The sequence below is a fragment of the Planomonospora sp. ID91781 genome (assembly GCF_015711595.1).
In the GTDB taxonomy this organism is placed as follows: domain Bacteria; phylum Actinomycetota; class Actinomycetes; order Streptosporangiales; family Streptosporangiaceae; genus Planomonospora; species Planomonospora parontospora.
This window is the reverse complement of sequence record NZ_JABTEY010000004.1, coordinates 178,602-200,696: the sequence shown is the minus strand read 5'-3', so window position 1 is coordinate 200,696 and position 22,095 is coordinate 178,602. Positions and strand designations below refer to the sequence as shown.

General features: G+C 68.4%; 12 protein-coding genes. 5 read left to right on the top strand and 7 right to left on the bottom strand.

Features of this window, described 5'->3' with window-relative positions; translation table 11 throughout:
- Positions 1 to 676 precede the first annotated feature (676 nt).
- The 3 genes from HS048_RS34800 to HS048_RS34790 all read left to right on the top strand — a co-directional run bounded on the left by HS048_RS34800 (position 677) and on the right by HS048_RS34790 (position 11,122).
- Positions 677 to 10,492: a DNRLRE domain-containing protein gene (locus HS048_RS34800; protein ID WP_196470098.1), complete on the top strand. Its 9,816-nt coding sequence runs from the start codon at positions 677 to 679 to the stop codon at positions 10,490 to 10,492.
- A gap of 5 nt (positions 10,493 to 10,497) precedes the next feature.
- Positions 10,498 to 10,737, top strand: coding sequence for a hypothetical protein (locus tag HS048_RS34795; RefSeq protein WP_196470097.1), 240 nt, complete (start codon positions 10,498 to 10,500; stop codon positions 10,735 to 10,737).
- A gap of 205 nt (positions 10,738 to 10,942) precedes the next feature.
- Complete coding sequence (locus HS048_RS34790; protein WP_196470096.1) at positions 10,943 to 11,122, top strand: hypothetical protein; 180 nt, start codon at positions 10,943 to 10,945, stop codon at positions 11,120 to 11,122.
- Here HS048_RS34790 and HS048_RS34785 read toward each other — a convergent pair.
- From HS048_RS34785 to HS048_RS34765, 5 genes are all read right to left on the bottom strand, one after another.
- Positions 11,119 to 12,213, bottom strand: coding sequence for a transposase (locus HS048_RS34785; RefSeq protein WP_196470095.1), 1,095 nt, complete (start codon positions 12,211 to 12,213; stop codon positions 11,119 to 11,121). The genes HS048_RS34790 and HS048_RS34785 overlap by 4 nt on opposite strands.
- 136 nt (positions 12,214 to 12,349) lie before the next feature.
- A complete protein-coding gene (locus HS048_RS34780; RefSeq protein WP_196470094.1) occupies positions 12,350 to 12,733 on the bottom strand; it encodes a hypothetical protein in 384 nt (127 codons plus the stop codon).
- Positions 12,730 to 13,935 (bottom strand): recombinase family protein, encoded by a 1,206-nt coding sequence (locus HS048_RS34775; RefSeq protein ID WP_196470093.1) that lies wholly within the window; start codon positions 13,933 to 13,935, stop codon positions 12,730 to 12,732. The genes HS048_RS34780 and HS048_RS34775 overlap by 4 nt, the downstream gene beginning before the upstream one ends.
- A gap of 581 nt (positions 13,936 to 14,516) precedes the next feature.
- Positions 14,517 to 16,202, bottom strand: coding sequence for a hypothetical protein (locus HS048_RS34770; protein ID WP_196470092.1), 1,686 nt, complete (start codon positions 16,200 to 16,202; stop codon positions 14,517 to 14,519).
- 334 nt (positions 16,203 to 16,536) lie between these two features.
- Positions 16,537 to 17,778, bottom strand: coding sequence for an IS256 family transposase (locus HS048_RS34765; RefSeq protein ID WP_196465821.1), 1,242 nt, complete (start codon positions 17,776 to 17,778; stop codon positions 16,537 to 16,539).
- Positions 17,779 to 17,927: 149 nt separating this feature from the next.
- Between HS048_RS34765 and HS048_RS34760 the strand changes: the two genes are divergently transcribed.
- A complete protein-coding gene (locus HS048_RS34760; protein ID WP_307832759.1) occupies positions 17,928 to 18,476 on the top strand; it encodes a GNAT family N-acetyltransferase in 549 nt (182 codons plus the stop codon).
- A 227-nt stretch (positions 18,477 to 18,703) separates the two neighbouring features.
- On the top strand, positions 18,704 to 19,948 hold the full coding sequence (locus HS048_RS34755; protein ID WP_196470090.1) for a DUF1173 family protein: 1,245 nt from the start codon (positions 18,704 to 18,706) through the stop codon (positions 19,946 to 19,948).
- Between the two features lie 60 nt (positions 19,949 to 20,008).
- Here HS048_RS34755 and HS048_RS34750 read toward each other — a convergent pair whose 3' ends face one another.
- Both HS048_RS34750 and HS048_RS34745 read right to left on the bottom strand, forming a co-directional pair.
- Positions 20,009 to 20,617, bottom strand: coding sequence for a hypothetical protein (locus HS048_RS34750; protein WP_196470089.1), 609 nt, complete (start codon positions 20,615 to 20,617; stop codon positions 20,009 to 20,011).
- Positions 20,618 to 20,961: 344 nt separating this feature from the next.
- Positions 20,962 to 22,092, bottom strand: coding sequence for a DnaB-like helicase N-terminal domain-containing protein (locus tag HS048_RS34745; protein WP_196470088.1), 1,131 nt, complete (start codon positions 22,090 to 22,092; stop codon positions 20,962 to 20,964).
- Positions 22,093 to 22,095: the final 3 nt, after the last annotated feature.

Here is a 22,095-nt window from a genome sequence, read left to right as displayed (position 1 = left end):
GGCTCCAGAGGCAGCGAATGCGTGCTGTCGCCCGTTCGCAACCGCCGCTCCTGTGGGAGGGTGAATGCTTAACCAGACAGAATTAGATTTCTGTCTGGTATCGGCGCTGGAATCCCTTATATGCCTCTACCGGCCATCGGTTCGGGGGCCTACTCATGCACATGATCTACATCGACGACGGCGGCCAGTCCGGCTCCGTCCGCCGCAGCCAGTCGCAATCGTGGGGCACCGGGACGGTGCTGTGAGCGCCCAAGGCTCCTGTCGGATGCAGCCGTCTCGCTGAATTGATGATCTTAGCGCCCTTCTTGCGCACTTAACGTAACTACGCAAACGCGCAGAGCGGGATCGATGGTCGACGTAAACGGTAAACGAGGTAAAGCCTCGCAAAGGTTGGTGGATCTTTCGGCGGCGAGAGGATCCCCGCTCGTCCGTGACCTGCATCACCTGCACCATCCCAAGAGGGCCGCATCCCCGGGCCGCTGTGCACGCCGCCGTCGGGAATCCACTCTGCACCCGGCCAACACCCCGGGCGCATCCCCCTGTCATCACAGATAGCGACGCATGGCCAACTGACGGTAGATCGCCCGTGGTGGGCGTAAAAGCGGCATAAGGCACCAGGAGGCCGTGCGTACGGTTAACGCGTTTCATCCCTGCTTATCCGGTTTGTGAGTGTGACGTGGGACAGCGCATCTTCGCCTCCTCTGATCTCGGCCGCTATCGCCTCTTGGCGAGGCGGACCGTCGTGGTCGGGCTGGTGACCGCGATCGCGGCCACGTCAGCCTCTGCCGCCGAAGCCTCGGCCGGCCTCGGTCTGGCCCGCCCGGCCGCGGTGCCGGCCGTTGCCGCGGCACCGGCCGAGCGGGTGACCGAGCAACCCGACCGCCACACCGCCGCACTGGCGGCGCAGCGGCAGGGCAGCCGGGTGCTGATCACCGGTGAGACCACCGAGACCACCCTGACCTACGCCAACCCTGACGGCAGCTTCACCCTGGAGGCCAACCCCGCTCCGGTGCGCGTCAAGCGCGACGGTGACTGGCACGCCATCGACACCACCCTCGTCGAGCGTGACGGGGTGCTGGTGCCGAAGATGGCCAAGGGCGAGGTGGAGATCTCCGCCGGCGGCGATGAGGCGCCGATGGCCCGGCTCGAGCACGCCGCTGATGAGTCGTTCGCCCTGTCCTGGCCGAGCGCGCTGCCCACCCCGAAGGTCGAGGGCAACAAGGCTACCTACACCGACGCGGCCGGACCGGGCGCCGACCTGGTGGTCACCGCGCTGCCTACCGGGTTCCGCCACGACGTGGTGCTGCGCGAGCGTCCGGCCGGGCCGGTGGAGTACACGCTGGAAGTCGACACCGACGGGCTGAAGCTCGCCGAGACCAGGACCGGCGCTCTGACTCTGACCGACGAGGCGGGCAAGATGGTCGCCTCGGCGCCGCAGCCGGTCATGTATGAGACCGCCGCCGGCAAGCCCTCGGCCACCAGCCAGGCCGCGGCCGAGACCCCGGTGCAGATCGACACCCAGGTGGTGAACAAGGGCGATCAGCAGTTGCTGGTCCTCACCCCCGACGCTGATTTCCTGGCCGACCCGACCACGCAGTACCCGGTCGTGGTCGACCCCACCACCACCCTCGGCGTGGCCTCCGACATGTTCGTGCGCAGCGACAAGCCCGGCACCACCGGCGGCGACTACCTGCGGACCGGCTCGCTCAACGAGGGCGTCACCAAGATTCGCTCCTACCTCAAGTTCAACGTCGCCTCGGTTGTCGGCAAGCACGTCACCTCCGCCGAGATGCGGTTGTGGAGTATGGATGCGGGCTCATGTGACCAAAACGGCCCGGGCGTCATCATGCGCCGGGTGATGAGCAACTGGGACCAGAGCACCCTGACCTGGAGTAACCAGCCGGGCGTGTACGCCTCCGGCGAGGCCATCGTCAAGAGCTCCTACGGCTACTCCAGCGCCTGCCCGGCCAACTGGATGCGGTTCCCCCTGACCTCCATCGCCCAGGCCTGGGCCGGTGGTGCGGCCAACTACGGCGTGCAGTTGCGCGGCGCCAGCGAGACCGACATCCGCTCCTACCGAGTGTTTCACTCCACCGACTTCTACGCCGCTGGCGCCACGGCGCGCCCACCGGCGCTGACGGTCACCTACAACTCCTACCCCGCCACTGCCACCATCAAGACCGAAGGCGTCGCCGTCGGCACCGACGGCGCCGCCTACTCCATCGCCACCCCGACCCTGTACGGGGCCGCGGCCGATGAGGACGGCGGGGTGAGCCGCATCTACTTCGAGGTCTCCGCTCTCGACGGCACGATCCTGTGGACCAGCCAGGCTTCCGGGCTGGTGGCCGGTACCCAGGGCACGGTAACCGTCCCGGTCGGCACGCTCGCCGACGGGCAGGCCTGGCGCTGGCGCGCCCGTGGTTTCGACGGCACCGACTACGGCCCCTGGTCGGACTATCTTGCCTATACCGTCGATGCCCAGGTCCCAGCGGCGCCCAGCATCGAGTGCGCCGACTACCCTGCCGATTCCTGGAGCGCCAAGGCCGACGGCGCGATCACCTGCACCCTGGCCACCACCAGTGACGATGGCTCGGGCTATTACTGGGCGCTGGACAACCCCAGCCCCGCCACGCTGGTGGCCGACCCCGACGGTAAGGGCGGTGACGCGCTGACCGTCACCCTCACCCCGGGCGATGGCTGGCACACCCTGTACGCCAAGGCCCGTGATGTGGCGCTGCAGACCTCTCCGGTGACCGCTTACGCCTTCGGCGTGGGCCGGGGCAGCCTGCTCAAACCGGTTGATGAAGCCCGCACCCAGCGAGCTGTGCCGCTGACCGCGAGCGCGCCCAGCCATCGCACCGGCGTGCGCTACGAATACCGCGCCGATGACACCGACTCCGGTACCTGGGCTCTGATCCCGCCCGCGCACGTCACCTCGGCCGACTCAGACGACCCGATCACCGCTTGGCCGCAGACCCGCACTGACACCAGCGCGAACTTCGCCGAGCTGAGCTGGGACGTCGCCGCCACCCTGGCCGCGATCGATCGCGGGGAGGGCCCCGTGCAGGTGCGTGCGTGCTTCACCGGCGGCGCCGGTGGTGCGGACTGCTCCGAGCCGGTCACCATCACCGTGGAGCGCGCCGCCAACTCCGCCCCGGCCACCGCCACCGTCAGCACCGGCGGTGGGGTCACCGGCACCGACGGCGTCTCCTACACCGGCGCCACCCCGACCTTGTACGCCGCGGCCGCCGACGCCGACGGCGGCACTGTCCGCTTGGACTTCGAGGTCTCCACTCCCGCCAGCACCATCGTGTGGACCGGCAGCAGCGCCTGGGTACCCGCTGGTACCCAGGCCAAGGTCGTGGTCCCGGCCGACAAGCTCGCCGATGGGCAGGCCTGGCGTTGGCGCGCCCGCGGTTTCGACGGCACCGACTACGGCCCCTGGTCGGCCTACAAATCTCACACCGTTGATGCCCAAGCCCCCGCCGCTCCGAGCATCGAGTGCGCCGACTATCCGGCCGGCTCCTGGAGCGCCAAAGCTGCTGGTGCGGTGACCTGCACTCTGGACACCACCAGCACTGATGGTTCGGGTTATTACTGGGCGCTGGATGACGCCGATCCCGCCACCCTGGTCGCTGATCCCGATGGCAAGGGCGGTGACGCGCTGAGCGTCACCATCACCCCGGGCGATGGCTGGCGCACCCTCTACGCCAAGGCCCGTGATGCGGCGCTGCAGACCTCTTCGGTCACCGCCTATGCCTTCGGCGTCGGCCCGGTATCTGGCATGGAGGCTGGGACGGTCAGTGCGGTGACCGAGACCGGTGCGCTGGGCACGGCCAACGGGATCGCGATGATCGGTGATACCGCGTTCGTCGCCGACGGCACCCGCATCGTCGGAGTCAACAAGAGCACCGGGGCAACTTCCACGCTGGCTGGCGTGACCTCATCGTCGTCTTGCAGTGATGCTTCCAACGGAGCTGATGCCCGCTTCGCCTTCAAGACCTTCTCCAACAACAATGCCCGCCCTCCTAGGGTCGTGGCGACCGACGGCAGGATGATCTACGTCACCGACGACTGCGGGCTGCGCAGTGTCAATCCGGCCACCGGTGCAACCACCACTCTGACTGGTACGTACTACGATGATGCTGCGGTGGTCGGCAGTAGCCTCTATGTCTACAGTTCCAACTATCGGTCCATTGACCGCTATAACCTGGTCACCGGCGCCTTCAGTAACTTGACCAGCAGCGTTCCTGACAGCGGCACGTTGGCTGGTGACGGCACCTACCTATGGCTCGCCGAGAATGTCAGCCTTCACCGCATTGACCCTGTCACCGGCAGCTTGACCACGATTACCACCAACCTGTATGGGGGCTCTTCCGCTCTGCTGTCGGTCGGCGACTACCTCTACGACATTCTGAAGCCGTATAGCGCTCCGAAGGATCGGGCCTTGGTGCGGATCAGCAAGACCGATGGATCTCGGCGGCTGATCGCCGGCGGCGGCACCGACAGTGGCGTATCTTTTGATACCGCTACCGGTCTCGCCACCGACGGCACCAAGCTGTATATAGCTGACTCCTCTTCGACTGGCGCCTGGTTGAAGAGTGTGACCGCGGTCAGTGCCCGCACTTTCGTTTCTGCCGCTACTGCGCCGGTGATAGAGGCTGGGACGGTCAGTGCGGTGACCGAGACCGGTGCGCTGGGCACGGCCAACGGGATCGCAATGATCGGTGATACCGCGTTCGTCGCCGACGGCACCCGCATCGTCGGAGTCAACAAGAGCACCGGGGCAACTTCCACGCTGGCTGGCGTGACCTCATCGTCGTCTTGCAGTGATGCTTCCAACGGAGCTGATGCCCGCTTCGCCTTCAAGACCTTCTCCAACAACAATGCCCGCCCTCCTAGGGTCGTGGCGACCGACGGCAGGATGATCTACGTCACCGACGACTGCGGGCTGCGCAGTGTCAATCCGGCCACCGGTGCAACCACCACTCTGACTGGTACGTACTACGATGATGCTGCGGTGGTCGGCAGTAGCCTCTATGTCTACAGTTCCAACTATCGGTCCATTGACCGCTATAACCTGGTCACCGGCGCCTTCAGTAACTTGACCAGCAGCGTTCCTGACAGCGGCACGTTGGCTGGTGACGGCACCTACCTATGGCTCGCCGAGAATGTCAGCCTTCACCGCATTGACCCTGTCACCGGCAGCTTGACCACGATTACCACCAACCTGTATGGGGGCTCTTCCGCTCTGCTGTCGGTCGGCGACTACCTCTACGACATTCTGAAGCCGTATAGCGCTCCGAAGGATCGGGCCTTGGTGCGGATCAGCAAGACCGATGGATCTCGGCGGCTGATCGCCGGCGGCGGCACCGACAGTGGCGTATCTTTTGATACCGCTACCGGTCTCGCCACCGACGGCACCAAGCTGTATATAGCTGACTCCTCTTCGACTGGCGCCTGGTTGAAGAGTGTGACCGCGGTCAGTGCCCGCACTTTCGTTTCTGCCGCTACTGCGCCGGTGATAGAGGCTGGGACGGTCAGTGCGGTGACCGAGACCGGTGCGCTGGGCACGGCCAACGGGATCGCAATGATCGGTGATACCGCGTTCGTCGCCGACGGCACCCGCATCGTCGGAGTCAACAAGAGCACCGGGGCAACTTCCACGCTGGCTGGCGTGACCTCATCGTCGTCTTGCAGTGATGCTTCCAACGGAGCTGATGCCCGCTTCGCCTTCAAGACCTTCTCCAACAACAATGCCCGCCCTCCTAGGGTCGTGGCGACCGACGGCAGGATGATCTACGTCACCGACGACTGCGGGCTGCGCAGTGTCAATCCGGCCACCGGTGCAACCACCACTCTGACTGGTACGTACTACGATGATGCTGCGATGGTCGGCAGTAGCCTCTACGTCTATGACAGCGGCTGGTCTCAGATCACCCAATACGACCTGGTCACCGGTACCTACAGAACCCTGAGCGGTAAGTTCCCCGGCGGCGGGCTGGCTGGCGACGATAGGTATCTATGGATCGTCGAGAATGGCAGTCTTCACCGCATTGACCCTGTCACCGGTAGCTCGGCCACGAGCACCACCAACCTGCACAGAGTTTCTTCCGCTCTGCTGTCGGTCGGCGACTACCTCTACACGAGTGTCGAGTACTCGCAGAACTCGGTTTCCCACTACCGGTTGTATCGGATCAATAAGGTTGACGGTACCGGCACGTTGGTGAATACCGATCCAATGTCCAGCTGGGTCAGGAGCCTCGCCAGCGATGGCACCAGACTCTATCTGACGAACGATTCGAAACAGTTGCTGGCGATCCGCAAGGCGAAGCTGCCGATTCATGAGGGCGGGCCGAGTCTGCCCGGGGAGACTGTCGGCGGCTACAACCCGTCCATCGGCGGCGCGGGCGCCCCCGATGAGGCAGCGTGCAACAACGCCTGCCACGGTGACCCGGTGCAGACTGATACCGGTGCGCTGTTGGAACCGGTCACCGACGTGAGCGTTTCGGATCAGGCGCGATCGTTGGCGATGTCACGTACCTATAGCTCGGCGGCGGCCGGCACCCGCTCGCCGGTCGGCTACGGGTGGGCCTGGCCGTACGGCATGACCGTGACCGAGCCGGTCACCGGCCAGGCGCTGGTGACCCAGGAGAACGGCAGCGTGGTGGCGTTCACCCGCCAGACCGACGGCAGCTACGCCGCCGCCCCCCGGGTGCAGGCCTCGCTGGTCAAGAACAGCGACGGCACCTGGACCTTCACCCGCAAGCGGTGGCAGGTCATGACCTTCAACAGCGCGGGCAAGCTCACCCAGCAGTCGGACCGCACCGGCCAGACGCTGACGTACGCATACAACGGCTCCGGGCAGCTGACCGCGGTCACCGGCGATTCCGGGAGGGCGCTGCGCTTCACCTACGACACCGCCGGGAACCTGGCCACCGCCAGCGCCCCCTCAGGCGCGACGGTGACCTACACCCACAATGCGGCCGGGGACCTGACCGCGGTCACCGACCCGACCGGCGCCACCACCCGCTACACCTACACCGCCGCGCACCTGCTGGCCACGGCCACCAGCGCGCGCGACGGCGTGACCACCAACACCTACGACGCCGCCGGTCGGGTCATCAAGCAGGTCGACCCGTTGGAGCGCGAGTGGCGCTTCGCCTACGCCGACGGCGACACACTCGGTACCTCCACGGTCACGATCACCGCGCCCGGCGGCGTCAAGACCGTCGAGTCCTACATCGACGGGCAGCTGCGCGCCCAGACCAAGGCCGCCGGCACCGCCGAGGAGGCGACCACCCGCTACGCCTACGACCCGGTCACCTCCCAGGTCAGCGCGGTCACCGATGCGCTGGGGCACACCACCCGCTACACCTACCTGCCGAGTGGTGAGCGCGCGACGATGACCGACCCGGTCGGTGCCACGACCACCTGGCGCTACAACGACTCGGGCGACCTGGTCGAGACCGTCGACGCGGCCGGCAACATCACGAGCTACACCTACGACGCGCGCGGCAACCGCACCAGCGTCACCAGCCCCGAGGGCCGCACCCAGACCTTCACCTACAACACCAACAACACCCTGGCCAGCGCCACCACCGCCGCGGGCTACCGCAGCACCTTCACCTACAACACCGCCGGGGACCTGACCGCGGTCACCGGCCCGGGCGGGCGCACCACCACCCGCGCCTACGACGCCGACGGCCGGGCTGTGGCCGTCACCGACGCCAACCGCCAGAACACCACCTACACCCTGGACGCGCTGGGCCGCGTCACCGCGATCACCGACCCCGAGGAGCACACCACCGAGTTCGTCTACGACGCCGAAGGCCACCGCACCCAGTTCGTCGACGCCGCCGGGCACACCACCACCACCGCCTTCAACCTGGCCGGTGAACTCATCACGGTCACCGACGTGCTGAAGCACCGCACGACCTCCACCTACACCGATGCCGGGCTGGCGGCCACCGTCACCGACGCGGCCGACAAGACCACCACCTACACCTACGACAAGCGCGGCAACCGCACTCGCGTCACCGACGTACTGGGACGCACCACCACCTTCACCTACGACCTGGCCGACCGGCTGACCGCCACCACCCTGCCGTCGGGGGCGCGCACCAGCACCGCCTACGACGCCGCCGGGCGGCCCACGGCGGTCACAGACGCGCGCGGCAAGACCACCCGCTCCACCTACGACGCGCTCGGCAGGCTCATCACCGTCACCGACCCCAACAAGCGCACCACGAAGCGCTCCTATGACCGTGACGGGCTGCTGACGGCGATCACCGGCCCGGACGGCAAGAGCGAGCGGTACGCCTACAACGCCGACGGCCAGCTATTGACCGTCATCGACGCCGACGGCGCGACCACCCGCTACACCTACGATGCGGCCACCGGCGAGCGGACCAGCCGCACTCTGCCCGGCGGCGCGACCACCCGCTACACCTACGACACGGCCGGACGGGAGAAGACCGCCACCACTCCCGACGGATCCACCATCACCCGCACCTACACCGCCCGCGGCCTGCTGAAGAGCATCGACTACAGCGACCCCGCGACCACCGACGTCACCTTCACCTACGACGCGCTCGGCCACCTGACCGCGATGACCGATGGCACCGGCACCACCCGCTACACCTACGACGCGCTCGGGCGGCGCATCGCCTCGGTCAACGGCGCCGGCGCCGAGGTCGGCTACCACTACGATGCGCTCGGCCGCCTAGCGGCGCTGACCTACCCCGGTGACAAGACCGTCACCTACACCTACGACGCGGCCGGGCAGATGACGGCCGCCACCGACTGGAACGAGCGCACCACCCGCTTCACTTGGACCGCCGACGGCCAGAACCGCACCCGCACCACCCCGGGCGGCGTGACCGCCACCACCGGCTACGACGTCAACGGTCAACCGATCGATATCGCCATCGGCCACGGCGAGAGCACCCTGGGCCGCTACACCTACAGTTACGACGACGCCGGCCAGCTGACCGGCGAAGCCACCGGCGGCGGGGACGCGCGCACCTACACCTACAGCCCCACCCGCCAGCTGGCCTCGGTCACCACCACGACCGGCACCAGCCCCTTCCCTGACGGCGCTTACTCCACCACCTCGGCCGGGCTGCTCACCGGCCTGCCCGACGGCACCACCTTCACCTACAACAATGCCCGCCAGCTGACCCGCGCCACCACCCCGACGGCGGTCACCGACTACACCTACGACCGCAACGGCAACCGCAGCACCGCCACCACCCGCACCGCCGCCAACGGCGCCACCCCGGCATCGACTGCCGCGACCGGCTACCGCTACACCGTCACCGCCACCGGCACCGGCTCCCTGGCGGGCGTCACCCTCGCCGACGGCACCAGCGTCGGCTACACCGCCGACGCCACCGGCCTGCGGCAGAGCCGCACCCGCGGACAGGACACCGAGAAGTTCGTGTGGGCCAACGTCGGTTCCATGCCGCTGCTGCTGGGCGACGGCACCCACACCTACCTGTACGGACCCGACCTCGCCCCCTACGCCCAGATCGACCGCGACGGCACGATCGAGTACCTGCACGGCGACAACCTCGGCTCCACCCGGCTGATCACCGACGCCGACGGCGCCACCGCCGGCACCCTCACCTACGACCCCTACGGCAAGCGCACCGGCCACACCGGCACCGCCGACACCCGCATCGGCTACACCGGCAACTGGACCGACCCCGACACCGGCCTGGTCTACCTGCGCGCCCGCGACTACGACCCGGCCACCGGCCAGTTCCTGTCCATCGACCCCCTGGTCGATACCACCGGCCAGCTGTACGCCTACGTCGGGAACAACCCCCTGCAGTTCACCGACCCGGCCGGCCTGTGCGACACCTGCAGCTGGCTGGAGAACCTCGTCCTCGAGTACGGGCCGACCGAGGAGGACCTGACCACCGGTGTCGTCGGCGATGTGCTGGCCTTCAACAACGGCTTCGTCGACAGCATTACCTTCGGCGCCACCGGCTACGCCCGCAAGAAGATCGACCCCGGCTACGCCTGCGTCACCGAGAACAACTCCTGGTATGGCGCCGGTGACAACGCCGGCCTTGCCGCCGGAGTGCTCGTCCCCGGCCCCGGATGGCTCAAGCTCGGCGCGGCCGCGAGCAAGTTTTCCCGAGGGGTTGATGAACTCTTCGCCGCTGCCGTTGATCGTATGTACAAGGGAACGCCATTCACACAAGCAGGGCGTGCCCTGTCCAAGAAGGTGGGTAACCCAAGGAGCAAGGAAGCATGGGCGCACCTTGCGCCGGCGGTTGGCAAAGAGGAAAATTACAACGCGATAGCGCGAGATTTCCTAGAGGATCTGCTGACGAACCCGAACACAACGCGGAGTATAGAGCGCGGAAGAGTAGCAGGAGTGCATCAGGATCTCGATACCTTCAGACTGCCTTCCGGATTCGGCGCTCGATTCGATATGGATGGCAACTTCATAGGATTCGTCACCGGACTCGGAAGGTAGGACTTATGGGCATCGAAGTCGTCAAAGACCGCCAAATCAGCATTACTGCGATCTCTAATATCGTCGACGACTGTGAAACCGTAGAGTTCGCCAGCGTAGATGACCTAGAGCCAACGATACTATTCTCAATATCCCAGCCGGACAACGAACCGAATCGATTGCTGCTGAGTGTCGACAACGAAGTAGACATCGATATAGCCCAATGGGGTATCGAGTACGCAAAAGATTATCTGTTTGCGAGATAGCTGAGGTCGGCCTAGTTGTTGGGTGGCTAAGCTTGATCTTTAACCTGCGCGTTGCCGTCGGGCGGTCAGAGTGCGATCTCGTTTGACGGTTTTACCGACGTCGTAGTGAGGCGCCGGTCGACGGTCCTTGGAACCGGGAGGGCGTCCAGGACCGGGCCGGCCGGGTTTCGGCGCGCCGGCTGGAAGGGCAGCCTTCGCGCGAAGGTTGCGAAACCCTCGCCGGACCTGGGCGGGGGTCAGCCTGCCGGGTGGTGCAGGTTTCTCCCAGGGATGGCGCAGGTCCTCGGCCGGCGGCCGGGCCAGGCGCAACTGGGTGTGGGCGGCGATGATCAGCCAGGTCCAGCGGTCGGCGGCGTGCGGGCTGCGCAGCTTCGGCCGGGTCTAGCCCAGGGTCTGCTTGAACAGCCGGAAGGTATGTTCGAGATCGAACCTGCGCAGGAACGACTGCCAGCGCCGGTCGACCTCGGCGGCGGCCAGGCCGGTGGCCGACGACCATAGCCGCACCGGCTGGGGATCGCGGTCACCTGGCAGGTGATCGACCTGCAGGCGGATCAGGGTGCCCTCGATGACGGGCAGATCGCTCTCGTGGTCGATCCAGCAGGCGCGGTGGGTCAAGCGCGGGTGCAGCCGGTCCCGGCTGCCGGCCTCGGCCAGGCCGTAGCGGGTGGTGGGGGTGGTCGTGGTGTGCTGCGGTGCCGGCCAGGTGGTGGGATCGGCCAGGGCGAGGACGGGGCCGTGCTTGGGCGGCCGACCGTTGGTGCCCGGCGCTCTGGGCGGTGCGGGTAGCAGCATGACGCGGTCGCAGCGAATCCGCCCCAGGACCTCGACGGGCAGGTCGGACAGGATGAACGCCAGCCGGGTGACGTCGTAGCCGGCGTCCATGACGATCAAGATGTCCGGGTCGCCGTCGCACCAGTGCCCGGCGGCGATCAAGCGGCCGACCACGGTGCGCAATTGGTCGGCGGTCACCGCGGCGGCGTCATCGGCCGGTCCCAGACGGACCGCGTCCAGGATCGCCGTCCAGGAGGTGCGGCCGGGCTCTAACGCCGCGACGAAGGAGTACGGCCATCCCGGGATCAGCTGGGAGGTGCTCTTGGCGCGGCCGTAGACGTGGCAGAACAGCCGTTCGGGGCTGGTGGGGGCGTCCGAGCGCAGCCACGGGCTGACGTCGACGGCCAGGACGATCCGCCCGTCGCAGGCTCGGGGCAGCGGCAGGTCGGCCAGGGCGGTGCGCAGCCGGTCGGTATCGATCCGGCCGTGGTTGAGGGCGTCGTAGAGGGCGCCGTGTCCGCGCCGGTGCTCGGGTGTCAAGGTCAGCTCGACCAGTGATCGGACGGCGCCGTCGGCGCACAGCAGTGCGTCGGTGAGTTCGAACAGCGCATCGGCCCGGGTGGGCAGGCAGTCGTACAGGTCGGTCCGGAACCGGGACGATGCGGTCAGGGGCTCGATGTGGGCGGTGGTGTCCAGCAGACTCACCTTCACGGCCTTGGTGTGATCATTGGCGTCTCGACAGCGCGCATGATCGCCCCAAGGCCGTACCCGTGTCCGCCGAACGGAGAGATCTCAGAAGCAGATCAGTGGGACGGCCGAGGGCACAGGTTAAAGATCAAGCTCAGCCGGGGTCTTGGCCCAGCGCGGCCTGCACGTCAGCGACACGGACGTTGCACGCCTGAGCGATGTCGGTCCAGGAGGCTCCGTCTGCGCGCAGGCCCTGCACCGCGTGGCGCAGGGCCGTGTCGTAGCGCAGGCGCGCCGTGGCGAGCTCGTCGAGCGCGGCGGACTGCGGGCGCACCTGCACGAGTGGGGCCTCAGGGGTGCCCAGATGCAGAGTCAGCGCCCGTTGCGCGCTGGCCTGGAGATCACGCAGGGTACGGCCGTGCACGACGATGCCATGGTCATCGGCTGGCGTGATCCATCGTCGTTCCCGCCGGACGGCCGACACCAAGACGGCGTTCGCGTCGGTTGCGGGTTCGGCGGCGCGGTCGGTGCCGGTCACGCGCCCACCTCCAGGAGGGCGATGACCTCGTCGGCCACGGCGGCCGGAAGCTCTCCACGGGGCAGGACGAGCCGGCGGCCCGCGGCCTCGTACAGGAGATGGGTGTCGCTCTCCCGCACCGGTGTGAGCCGGATCCCGCGCTGGGCGGCGGCCGCGTTCACCCGCTCCCAGCCCGAGATTCTCCGCTCCCGCAGACGCGCAGTCACTAACTGTGTCTCCCGCCACTCCCCCAGCGGCACGATCATCGGATGGGCCGGCTCACGAGACCACACCCAGTCGGCGATGGGGTTGCTCCGACCGCGGTTGGTGCGAGCTGCGCACCGGTTGAAAACCTGATAGCCGGTGTATTTAGGCTGGGCGAGCATCCGCTGGACCCGGGCCCGCCGCCACAGCACCTGCCCCGCTGCCAGCGGATGCTGATCAAGGTCGGCGGCCAGCATTCGGAGGATCTCGCCGTCCCCCAGCCGTTCGACTCGGCGGAGCCGGAACACCTCCTGCACAGTTTCGACGCGACGCGAGTCCGGGTGCAACGCAAGACGCATCTTGGGCCGGCCCCCGCCGAACCGGTTGGCCGCCGGAGGCGCGTCCGGGTCCACCACGGCGATGTAGCCGTAGCAGGGTGGGCCGTGCCGGTACCCGTTGGCGGCGTGCTGGCGCTGGCCGCGCATGGACATCTCCAGCAGCTCGTGCCGGGTGATCTCGGCCCGGACCTGTTCTGCGCGGCGCAGCCCCAACTGCCCCGTGGTCATGCCGCCGCGGGGTTCATTCGCGCACTCCAGCCTCACCCCACGCGAGGCCAGGTGGTGTTCCACTTGGAGGCTGGGCAGCATGTCGCGGGCGACGCGGCCGATGCGTTCGCACACCACCCGGTCGATCTCGCCGCGCTCAACCCATTCCAGCAACTCGCGCAGTCCGCCGTCGCGGGGCACGGGCACGCCAAGGCGTGCGTAGTCGTCAGCGGAGCCCTGGCTGCGCTCGTCCAGGCCGAGCATGCCCGACTCCACGTCCCAGAAGTAAGCGGCGAACTCCTCACCGGGCGTCAGCAGCGCGGATGCTTCGGCGAGCTGCCCGGCGATTGAGGAGCGGGGGTCTTGGTTGTCTTTGGTGGAGCAGCGGCCGATGAACGCCGTCCTAGCCGGCCGCGTGCTGGCGGCGGTCTGGTAACCCGGCAGGTCGCTGAGGCCGATCGGGGGGTCGAACATGGGTGGGCCCGTCCTTGCGTGGTCGAGGGGGCGCCGAGGAGAGCCATCGCCTGATGATGGCTCCACCCCCACATGCGTGGGGAGCATCCCCGCGACGGCGGGGCCGATCGGCGGCCGAGGCAGCGGCCGCCGGTGATGTCCGTGCATCACGCCCGGCATGCGGGGTGTGATCGCGAGCGGAACGAGCCTTACGGTGCCATGCGTGACCTGCGCACGGCAAGCGCCGCAGGCACCCTGTGTCCTCTTGCCCGCTGACGGCGCTGGTCGCAATGATCGTGCCCAGCGCGCGATGCGTCCGGGCCGCCGCCGGTGGAAGGTCACCGGCCGGAAGAACGGGAAAGGGCAGGGCGTCGCCGTGCCCGAGCTTCCAGGTGCCGCTCATCGAGACCCCTGGTGGCACCTGCTCTCGGCCTGGACCGGCGGGGTGCGCAGCGGGTGGCTCCCGTCGCCGCGGGTGGGTGGTAGACCGGGTGTGAGGGACGCGCTGGGGGCGCTACCAACCCACCGGCCCCGCTCATAGGGATCGCTGCAGGGGTTGGCCGGGTGCGCGGCGGCGGCCGCTGGTGATCAGGCAACCGGCGTCACGAGGAGGGCGTTTTCCCGGTGTCCAGCCAGGACAGCCATGCCTGAGGATCCTGCCACGCGGAGGTCGGCACGCCGGCTTGGTTCAGCGCGCCGGGGTAGGCGCGGTCGTAGGCCGCGGCCCAGGTGACCGCGCAGTCCGGCATAGCGAGCATCCACGGGGCCATGACCGTATCCAGATGCAGGGCGGCGGAGATGGGGGCGTCATCGAACCGTCCCGCCGCCAGGCCACGTTCCAGCAGGCCGCGCCAGCAGGGGGTCAGGACATCGGCTGCGATGCGCCGCGCACCGTAAGGGGTCACATCGCTGAAGGTCACCTGCAGAGGGAGGGCGTCCTGACGGATTTCCGTCCAGACGGCGGGTAGGCCGAGCAATCGCGCGGCATGCAGCCGATGTGCTCCGTTGCTGCCCAGATGATAGAGCGGGCCTGCCGGGCCGTGAACGCGCACGACGCTGATGGGGGCAGTGAGCAGGCTCCAGACCTCCAGGGCATGCTCCAGGTCACCGCTCAGGAGTGCCTCAGCCATTGCCGGCACCGTCTTGGGGCGATGGTTGGCGAAGTCGTTCCACTGGCGGGTACCGGTGTTGGCCACGGTGATCGGGGCGATCCAGCCTGCGGTGACGGTGTAGCCGAGCCCGACCAGGCTCCCGTCGCGGCGGTGGCTGGCGGAGGTCAGGTGAGAGGGAAGTGAGGATGCTTGCGGTTGGTCAGCGTTGAGGCGGGCCGCCTCCTGCTTCAGGAAGGCGGTGATGCCGCTTTGCTCGTGCGGCCAGCGCTGCCGTAGCTGGTGCATCATGTCGGCGAACCGCTCCCGATGGGCTTCGGCGTTGTCCTGCCAGACCTCGGCTCCGCGGATGCCGGCCGTACGAACGTGGTCGGGGTCGTTGTTGTGATGGTCGGGTAACCAGCCGCCGTAGGGCAGCAATGCCTGCGGCCATGCCGGGGTGCATTCCCACGTCACCTCGATCGGCCGGGTGGCGGGCGCGCTCCAGCGGCGCAGCACTTCGGGGACCGCCTCGGGAACGGGAACCCACCCGCGGTAGACGGGCCCCAACAGGCCGTGCTCGTCTCGGTGGAGGGCCTCGAAGTAGCCATTGGGCTCATGGCAGATGATCCGCCAGCGAGCAGGAGCCAGCTGTGGATCCTGTGCGCTGATTGCGATCGTTTCGCGGTTCTTCGTGCGGTGGCGTAGCTCGTCGTTGAAGGCCAGCTCCTGCCAGCGGCGGACCTGCTGCACCGTGGGCGGCTCGATGATGGCGTGCGGAGGCTGGATCTGATCACCGTGCAGGAGCTCAGCTGTCCGGCGGGTGGTGACCAGCATCTCGTACAGCTCGCCGGCCTGTTCCATTTGCTCGCGCACGGTGAGGGTGCGGCCGTTGACCGCACTCAGCGCGCTCTGGACGTGCAGTTGCAGGCAGGCGGCTCGCAGCAGGATCTCGCTCTCCTGCTCCGTGCCGCCGGGGCTCTGGTGGGCCTTCAGCGCGGCCTGGGCCTGCAGGAGAAGCAGAGCGTCCTGCACGGCGGCGGTGGCGCGATCGGCCGGGACGGCGTAGGCGAGCAGGTGGTGCGCGATGATCAGCGCCAGCCGCTTGACGTGCGGAATCACCCGTGGTCGGCCGTCATCGCGGCGGCAATCCTCCTTCGCCTGGACTCCACACCTTGGACACCCCGCTGCGTAATCCACGCCCCTTACGGTGACGTCCGCGGCGACGCCTGGCAACCGGCCGATCGCCACCGCTTCGGGCTGCCGTCATCGTTGGTATCGGCGGGAGCGCGACGTCGTTCACCGCATGCGTCGGGGACGGCGCGCTCGCGAAGTGAGCCGTATTGTGGACGACCGTGGCAATCATCCGCCTCGCTCAACCAGGTGACGGGGTCGGCGCCGAGGCTCTCGCCGCCGTCGCGCTCGACATGGATCCCTCCCCTTCGGCTGCGCCGGGAGCGTTCGCCGCAGCGATCGGGTCACGTCCAGCGAAGTGGTGTATGAGTCGGCCTTCGCGTGATCCCGTTTCTGCAGGTTAAGCGGTAAGTGTCTGCGGCAGCGGGTTCTGCCCCGGTGTGTCGCCGCAGATCAGCCGCAGCCGGACCTTGGCCAGCACGTCCAGCCCCATGTAGCGGCGGGCCTCGGTCCACTCGTCGGTCTGCTCGGCCAGCACCGCACCCACCAGGCGCACGACCGAACTCCGGTCGGGGAAGATACCGACCACGTCGGTGCGGCGGCGGATCTCCTTGTTCAACCGCTCCTGCGGATTGTTCGACCACACCTGCCGCCAGACCTCCCGAGGGAACGCAGCAAAGGCCAGCAACTCCTCCCGGGCCGCGTCCAGATGCGCCGCCGCGGCCGGATACTTCGCCTCCAGGGCGTCGATGACCCAGGCATGCTGGGAGCGCACGGCCTCGGCGGTCGGCTGGTCGAAGATCGTGCGCACCAGGGTCGCCACCCACGGCTGCGCCGACTTGGGCACGGTGGTCAGCAAATTCCGCAGGTAGTGCGTTCGACAGCGCTGCCAGGCCGCGCCCGCCAGCACCGCGCCGACCGCCTCCACCAAGCCCCGGTGGGCATCGGAGACCACCAGCTGCACCCCCGACAGGCCCCGCGCCACCAGGCCCCGCAGGAAGCCCAGCCAGCCCGCGCCGTCCTCGGCCGAGGTCACCTCCAGCCCCAGGATCTCCCGGCGGCCGTCGGCGTTCACGGCCGTGGCGACCAGCACGTGCACGTTCACCGTCCGCCCGTCCTCACGGACCTTCTGCGTCAGCGCGTCCAGCCACAGGAACGCATACGGGCCGCCGTCCAGCGGGCGGGTGCGGAAGGCCTCCACCTGCCCGTCGAGCATCTTGGCCATCTCCGAGACCTGGCTTTTCGAGATGTGCTGCACCCCGAGCTGCTCGATCAGCTTGTCGACGCGGCGGGTGGAGACGCCCAGCAGGTAGCTGGTGGCCACCACGCTGATGAGGGCCTGTTCGGCCCGGCGGCGGCGCTGCAGCAGCCAGTCCGGGAAGTAGGTGCCCGAACGCAGCTTGGGGATGGCGAGCTCGACGGTGCCGGCGCGGGTGTCCCAGTCCCGCTTCCGGTAGCCGTTGCGGCGGTTGGCGCGCTGATCGCTGCGCTCGCCGTAGGCGGCGCCGCACAGGCTGTCGGCCTCAGCCGACATCAACGCCTCGGCCATGGTCTTCACCATGGAGCGCAACAGATCCGGGTCGCTGGTCTGAATCTGCTCCGCCAGCCACGCCATCGGGTCCACACTGTTGTTCACGGCCATCGCTTTCTTCCTTCGATCTTGGTTTCGCAACCCGAAGGATCACGCGATGGCCGTCTTCATGTCCGGCGGCACGCCTGTGTGCTGGGGAAACTCTTACACCACTTCCGTGGACGCAACCAGCGATCGATCAACACGGTGGCCGCTTGCAGGTGCCGTACGGCTTCGGGTCGGCGTTGGTGGCCTGCGCCGCTGACGACGAGCCCGTGTGCGGCCTGGCCTATACCTGTCCGCCGGTGCGGTTGATCGACCAGTACGCCGAGCTTGGACGTCGAGGACAGCGGGATCTGGCATCGGCGCTGACCGAGTTGGAACTGCTGGCGGTGGCCGAGCACACGCGCCGCAGCGGTGTCGGGACGCGGCTGCTGGCCGCCGTGGAGGAACGGGCGAGTCGAGACGGCGGCCGGCTGCTATTCGCCAAGATCCGCGCCGATGACCGTCCGGTGCTCGGCTGGTATCGCCGGCGCGGCTATCGGCTGGCCGCCGACCGGGAGCCGGTCGTCATCGACGTCGCCGACGCCGTGATCAGTTTCGATGACGGTGGCGACGGCTATCGGCTGGCGGTCAAATCCCTGGACGCCGCCCGACAGGTGCGGCGCATCGTCGCTCCCGGCGGCACTTACCTCACGATCATGGCGTCATCGCCAGTCATACCGAGCCGGCCGTCGTCAGCGATGTCCTACCGGTACGGGAAGAGGTAAGGCGTCCGCAGCCGCATCTGGCGACCGGCAATCCCCACCGCCCTGGCTGCTGCGTCACCGCACTGGTGGGGAGGCCGGGTTCGCCTCCGGTTTGTGACCGTCCGCCTCCGTTGACGACCACACCACAACCTCTCCCCTCTTTACAAAAGGTGTCAGACTGAAGTAAATGATCAGAAGGCTAGGGACCGCACCGGCCGTACCGGACCGTAGGCGACCAAGGAGAGCGGATGCATCCAGGCCAGGCTTCACCGCCGGTCGGGGAAGACCTTCCTGCCGAGCGTCAGGTCCGGCTGGCCGATCGCGTGGTGTCTCTGGCGGCGGTGCGCTCCCACCCGGCCTCCTACGCCTCCCTGCTGGCCCGGGCCAAGGCCGAGATCGGTTATGCCGAATGCCTGTGCACCACTCCCCCGCTGAAGCTCGTCGTGCGCACCCGGGAAGGCCGCTACCACCTGGCGCGCTGGCCCGGCGAGGGCGATCGGCATGCGGCCGGCTGCGGCTTCCACCAGATCGAACCGGGCCTGTCGGGCCGTGGCCGCTACAGCGAACGCGCGATCACCGAAAGCGCCGAGGGCACGACGATCCGGCTGGAGATCCCGCTGGAGGTGCGCCTGCTCCCCCACGCGTCCACGCGCGCCCCGGCTCCGCCGGTCCCCCGCCGCTCCGGCGGCACCTTGCGCCAGGCGGTCGGCCTGCTCGGCCTGCTGCACTGGCTCTGGGAAGAAGCCCAGCTCACCACTTGGAACCCGGGATGGCGGCGCACCTGGTCGACCTGCCAGGCGCGGCTGGTGCAACGGATGGCCGACTGCACGGTCAACGACCGCGACCTGGCCGGAGCGCTGTACGTGGTGCCGCCCTACCGGCCCCAGGACGCCAACGCCAACGCCGCGGCGCTGGCCGCCTTCTGCGACCGGCTGGGTGCGCACTCCGGCACCGCGCGGCGGGGACTGGTCCTGGGCGAGATCAAGGAGATCAGCGCCACCGCCTACGGTCAGCAGATCAAGCTGTGTCACCTGCGGACGCCGCTCTACCTGCGCAGCGAGCTGATGGAGCGCATCCGCGCCTCTTACCGGCCGGTGTTTTCCGCGGCCGCCGGCGGGCGGGCCCGCCAGGTGGTGCTGGCCGCGGTCGAGCGCACCCCCAAGGGCGCGCTGAAGGTGGTGGACATGGCCGCGATGCTCACCACGGCGGCCTACGTTCCCGTCGAGTCCTCTCACGAGCTGCGCATGGCCGAGGCGCTGGACGCCGCGCGCCGCAGTTACCTCAAGCCGTTGCGCTACGGCGGCCAGGAGGTGTTCCCGGACTTCGTGCTGACCGATGTCGCCCCGCGGGTGTATGTCGAGGTGTACGGGGTGCGGGGCCGCGAATCCTATGAGGTGCGCAAGCGCGTCAAGCAGGAGCACTACCGCACCGCCGGCGTCGATGTGATCGAGTGGGAGGTCGCCGAGCCCCTGCCGGAGCTGTCTCGCCGGTAGGCCGGGTGCGATCTGCAGGGGTGGCCAAGCGTTCGGATCGCGCGTGGAGCGCGAAGGGCGTCAGGGATGCGGCCGTTGGGTCAAGATGGCGTTGACCTGGCTGTAGCGGCGCACCCAGTCGGCCAGCTCGACATCGATGTAGCCGAGCAGGATGAGGATCGCCTCGTGGTCGGCCTGCAGGTGCCGGTGGTGGATCGGGCCGTGGTGGGCGATCTTGTTGCGCAGCACCCGCAGGTAGTCCAGCTGCCGGTGCAGGTCTCTGCGGCCGCCCCGGTAGCCGGGAAAGGCCCGATACAGCCCCGTGCGCCACAGCCGCTGGTCGTAGTTGTTGCCCGGGCCCAGCAGGGAGACCCAGAACCCGAACGACAGCTCGCTGACGATCTGCTGGGCGGCGGCGGGGACACCCTGGCGGCGCAGCTGGGCCTTGAGGTCGCGGATCTTCTGCTGGGCGCCGAAGTGCAGGTTGGCCGCGGGCGCATCCCACCAGGCGTCCGTACCGAACAGGGCGCGCATCTCCCGGTCCAGCACGCTGCGCACCGCGAGCTCGAGGTACTGCAGGCTCGGATAGAAGGCTGCGCTGATCTGAGTGTTCCAGCAGTGCAGCCGCAGCGCCGCGATGGTCTGCCCGCCGCACAGGGCCTCGTACTCGCCGAGGCGTCCCTGCGACAAGATCCCTCGCAGTCGCTGGGCTTCGGCGTCCTTCACTCCGTTGACCTCTCCCCCACCGATCGTCGTCCGGGTGCTACCATGGCCGCATAAGCCCCGGTCTTGCCTCTGCGAAAGCACGCAGCCGGGGCACAGCCATTTCTGGGCGGTCCGATCCCATCACGCACGGCCCCGGTGTGTCGGCACAACCGGTGAAATTCCCGGCTGGACCGACCACGCTGTGCAGGCGGCGGCCGTCCTGGCGTCGCACACGACCACCGGTGATGAAGCCGGTCAGGGACGGATCGATTCTTCTGCTCTGCGGGGCCGTTGAGGCGGGCGCGGTGGCCACGCGGGCCCGCGGAAGGTCATAGGCGTATGGCCGGTGGCTCGGTGGAGGCGGCCGGATGGCCGGTGCCGGGCGGCTCATAGGCGGGTTGAACGACGGAGTGAACGTGGTGCGGCTGGCGGGCGGTCAGGGTGGCGAGTTCCCGGGCGGCCATGGCGAGCATTTGGCGGGTGTCCAGGCCGGGGCGGACGAGGGTGTCGGTGATCCGGATGACGGCGGTGGTGGCGCAGGCGAGGGCGGAGGCTTCTTGGATCTGCTGGACCAGTTCCAGATACCAGGGGACTGCGCCGCCGGGGTCGGCAAAACGCTGCCGGAACTCGGTGACTGCTTGCCGGTCGGGGGCGAGCAGGCCGGCGTGCTGGGCCTGGTTCATCACGGTGACCAGGTCGATGGCCTCACCGTGGTCGGCCATCGTGGTCAGCAGCGCGAACAGCCGGGCGCGGCCCGGATCGGTGAAGTCCTCGGGGTCCAGCAGCGTGCGGACTTCGGGGATGCGGCTCGGGTCGGCGATCAGGGCGGTCAGCAGCTGGTCTTGCTGATTGAGGTGAGCGGGAGCCACGGGGAGCGGGGCGGCGAGGTCGGTGCCGTCCGGCAGCGGGACGGCGGCCAGGTCGGGGACGTTGAGCCGGGCGGCGAGGTTGGTGATGACGGTTTTGACGTTCTCGGTGACGGCGAACAGGGAGGCGGCGTCTTCGCTCTCGATGTTCTCGCCGCGCAGGTGCGCATCGGCCAGGCCGGCCAGGCGGGCGGTGTGCAAGGCGAGGGCGCGCCGGGTGTCGGCTTCGACGACCAGCAGGGCGTAGCTGGTGGCGTGGCCGGGGACCGGGCAGGCCTGCATGAGGTCGTGCAGGTAGGAGGCGGTCAGGCCCGGCACGTGCTGCACACGCTCGAAGACCGCCATCGCAAGCGGTTCGGCCGGGCCGGCGTGTCCAGCGGCCTGGGGACCGGCCTGGGCGTCGGCATGGGCCAGCAGCGCGGTGTAGAGCTCCTGGTGGGCGGGGCGGGCGAAGTCGGCGGCCTCCAACCAGGAGCGCACCTGGCCGAGCTGCTCCGGCTCCAGCAGCAGCGCGCCCAGCAGGGCTTGTTCGATGTGGATGTCCAGCCCGGTCGGTGAATACAGCGCGCCGACCTGGTCGGTCAGGGTGGTCATGGT

Coding starts and splice junctions, on each gene's coding strand:
- HS048_RS34765 (WP_196465821.1), bottom strand. CDS start 17,778: ATGGCCGTGAACAACAGTGTGGACCCGATGGCGTGGCTGGCGGAGCAG.
- HS048_RS34795 (WP_196470097.1), top strand. CDS start 10,498: ATGGGCATCGAAGTCGTCAAAGACCGCCAAATCAGCATTACTGCGATC.
- HS048_RS34755 (WP_196470090.1), top strand. CDS start 18,704: ATGCATCCAGGCCAGGCTTCACCGCCGGTCGGGGAAGACCTTCCTGCC.
- HS048_RS34745 (WP_196470088.1), bottom strand. CDS start 22,092: ATGACCACCCTGACCGACCAGGTCGGCGCGCTGTATTCACCGACCGGG.
- HS048_RS34775 (WP_196470093.1), bottom strand. CDS start 13,935: ATGTTCGACCCCCCGATCGGCCTCAGCGACCTGCCGGGTTACCAGACC.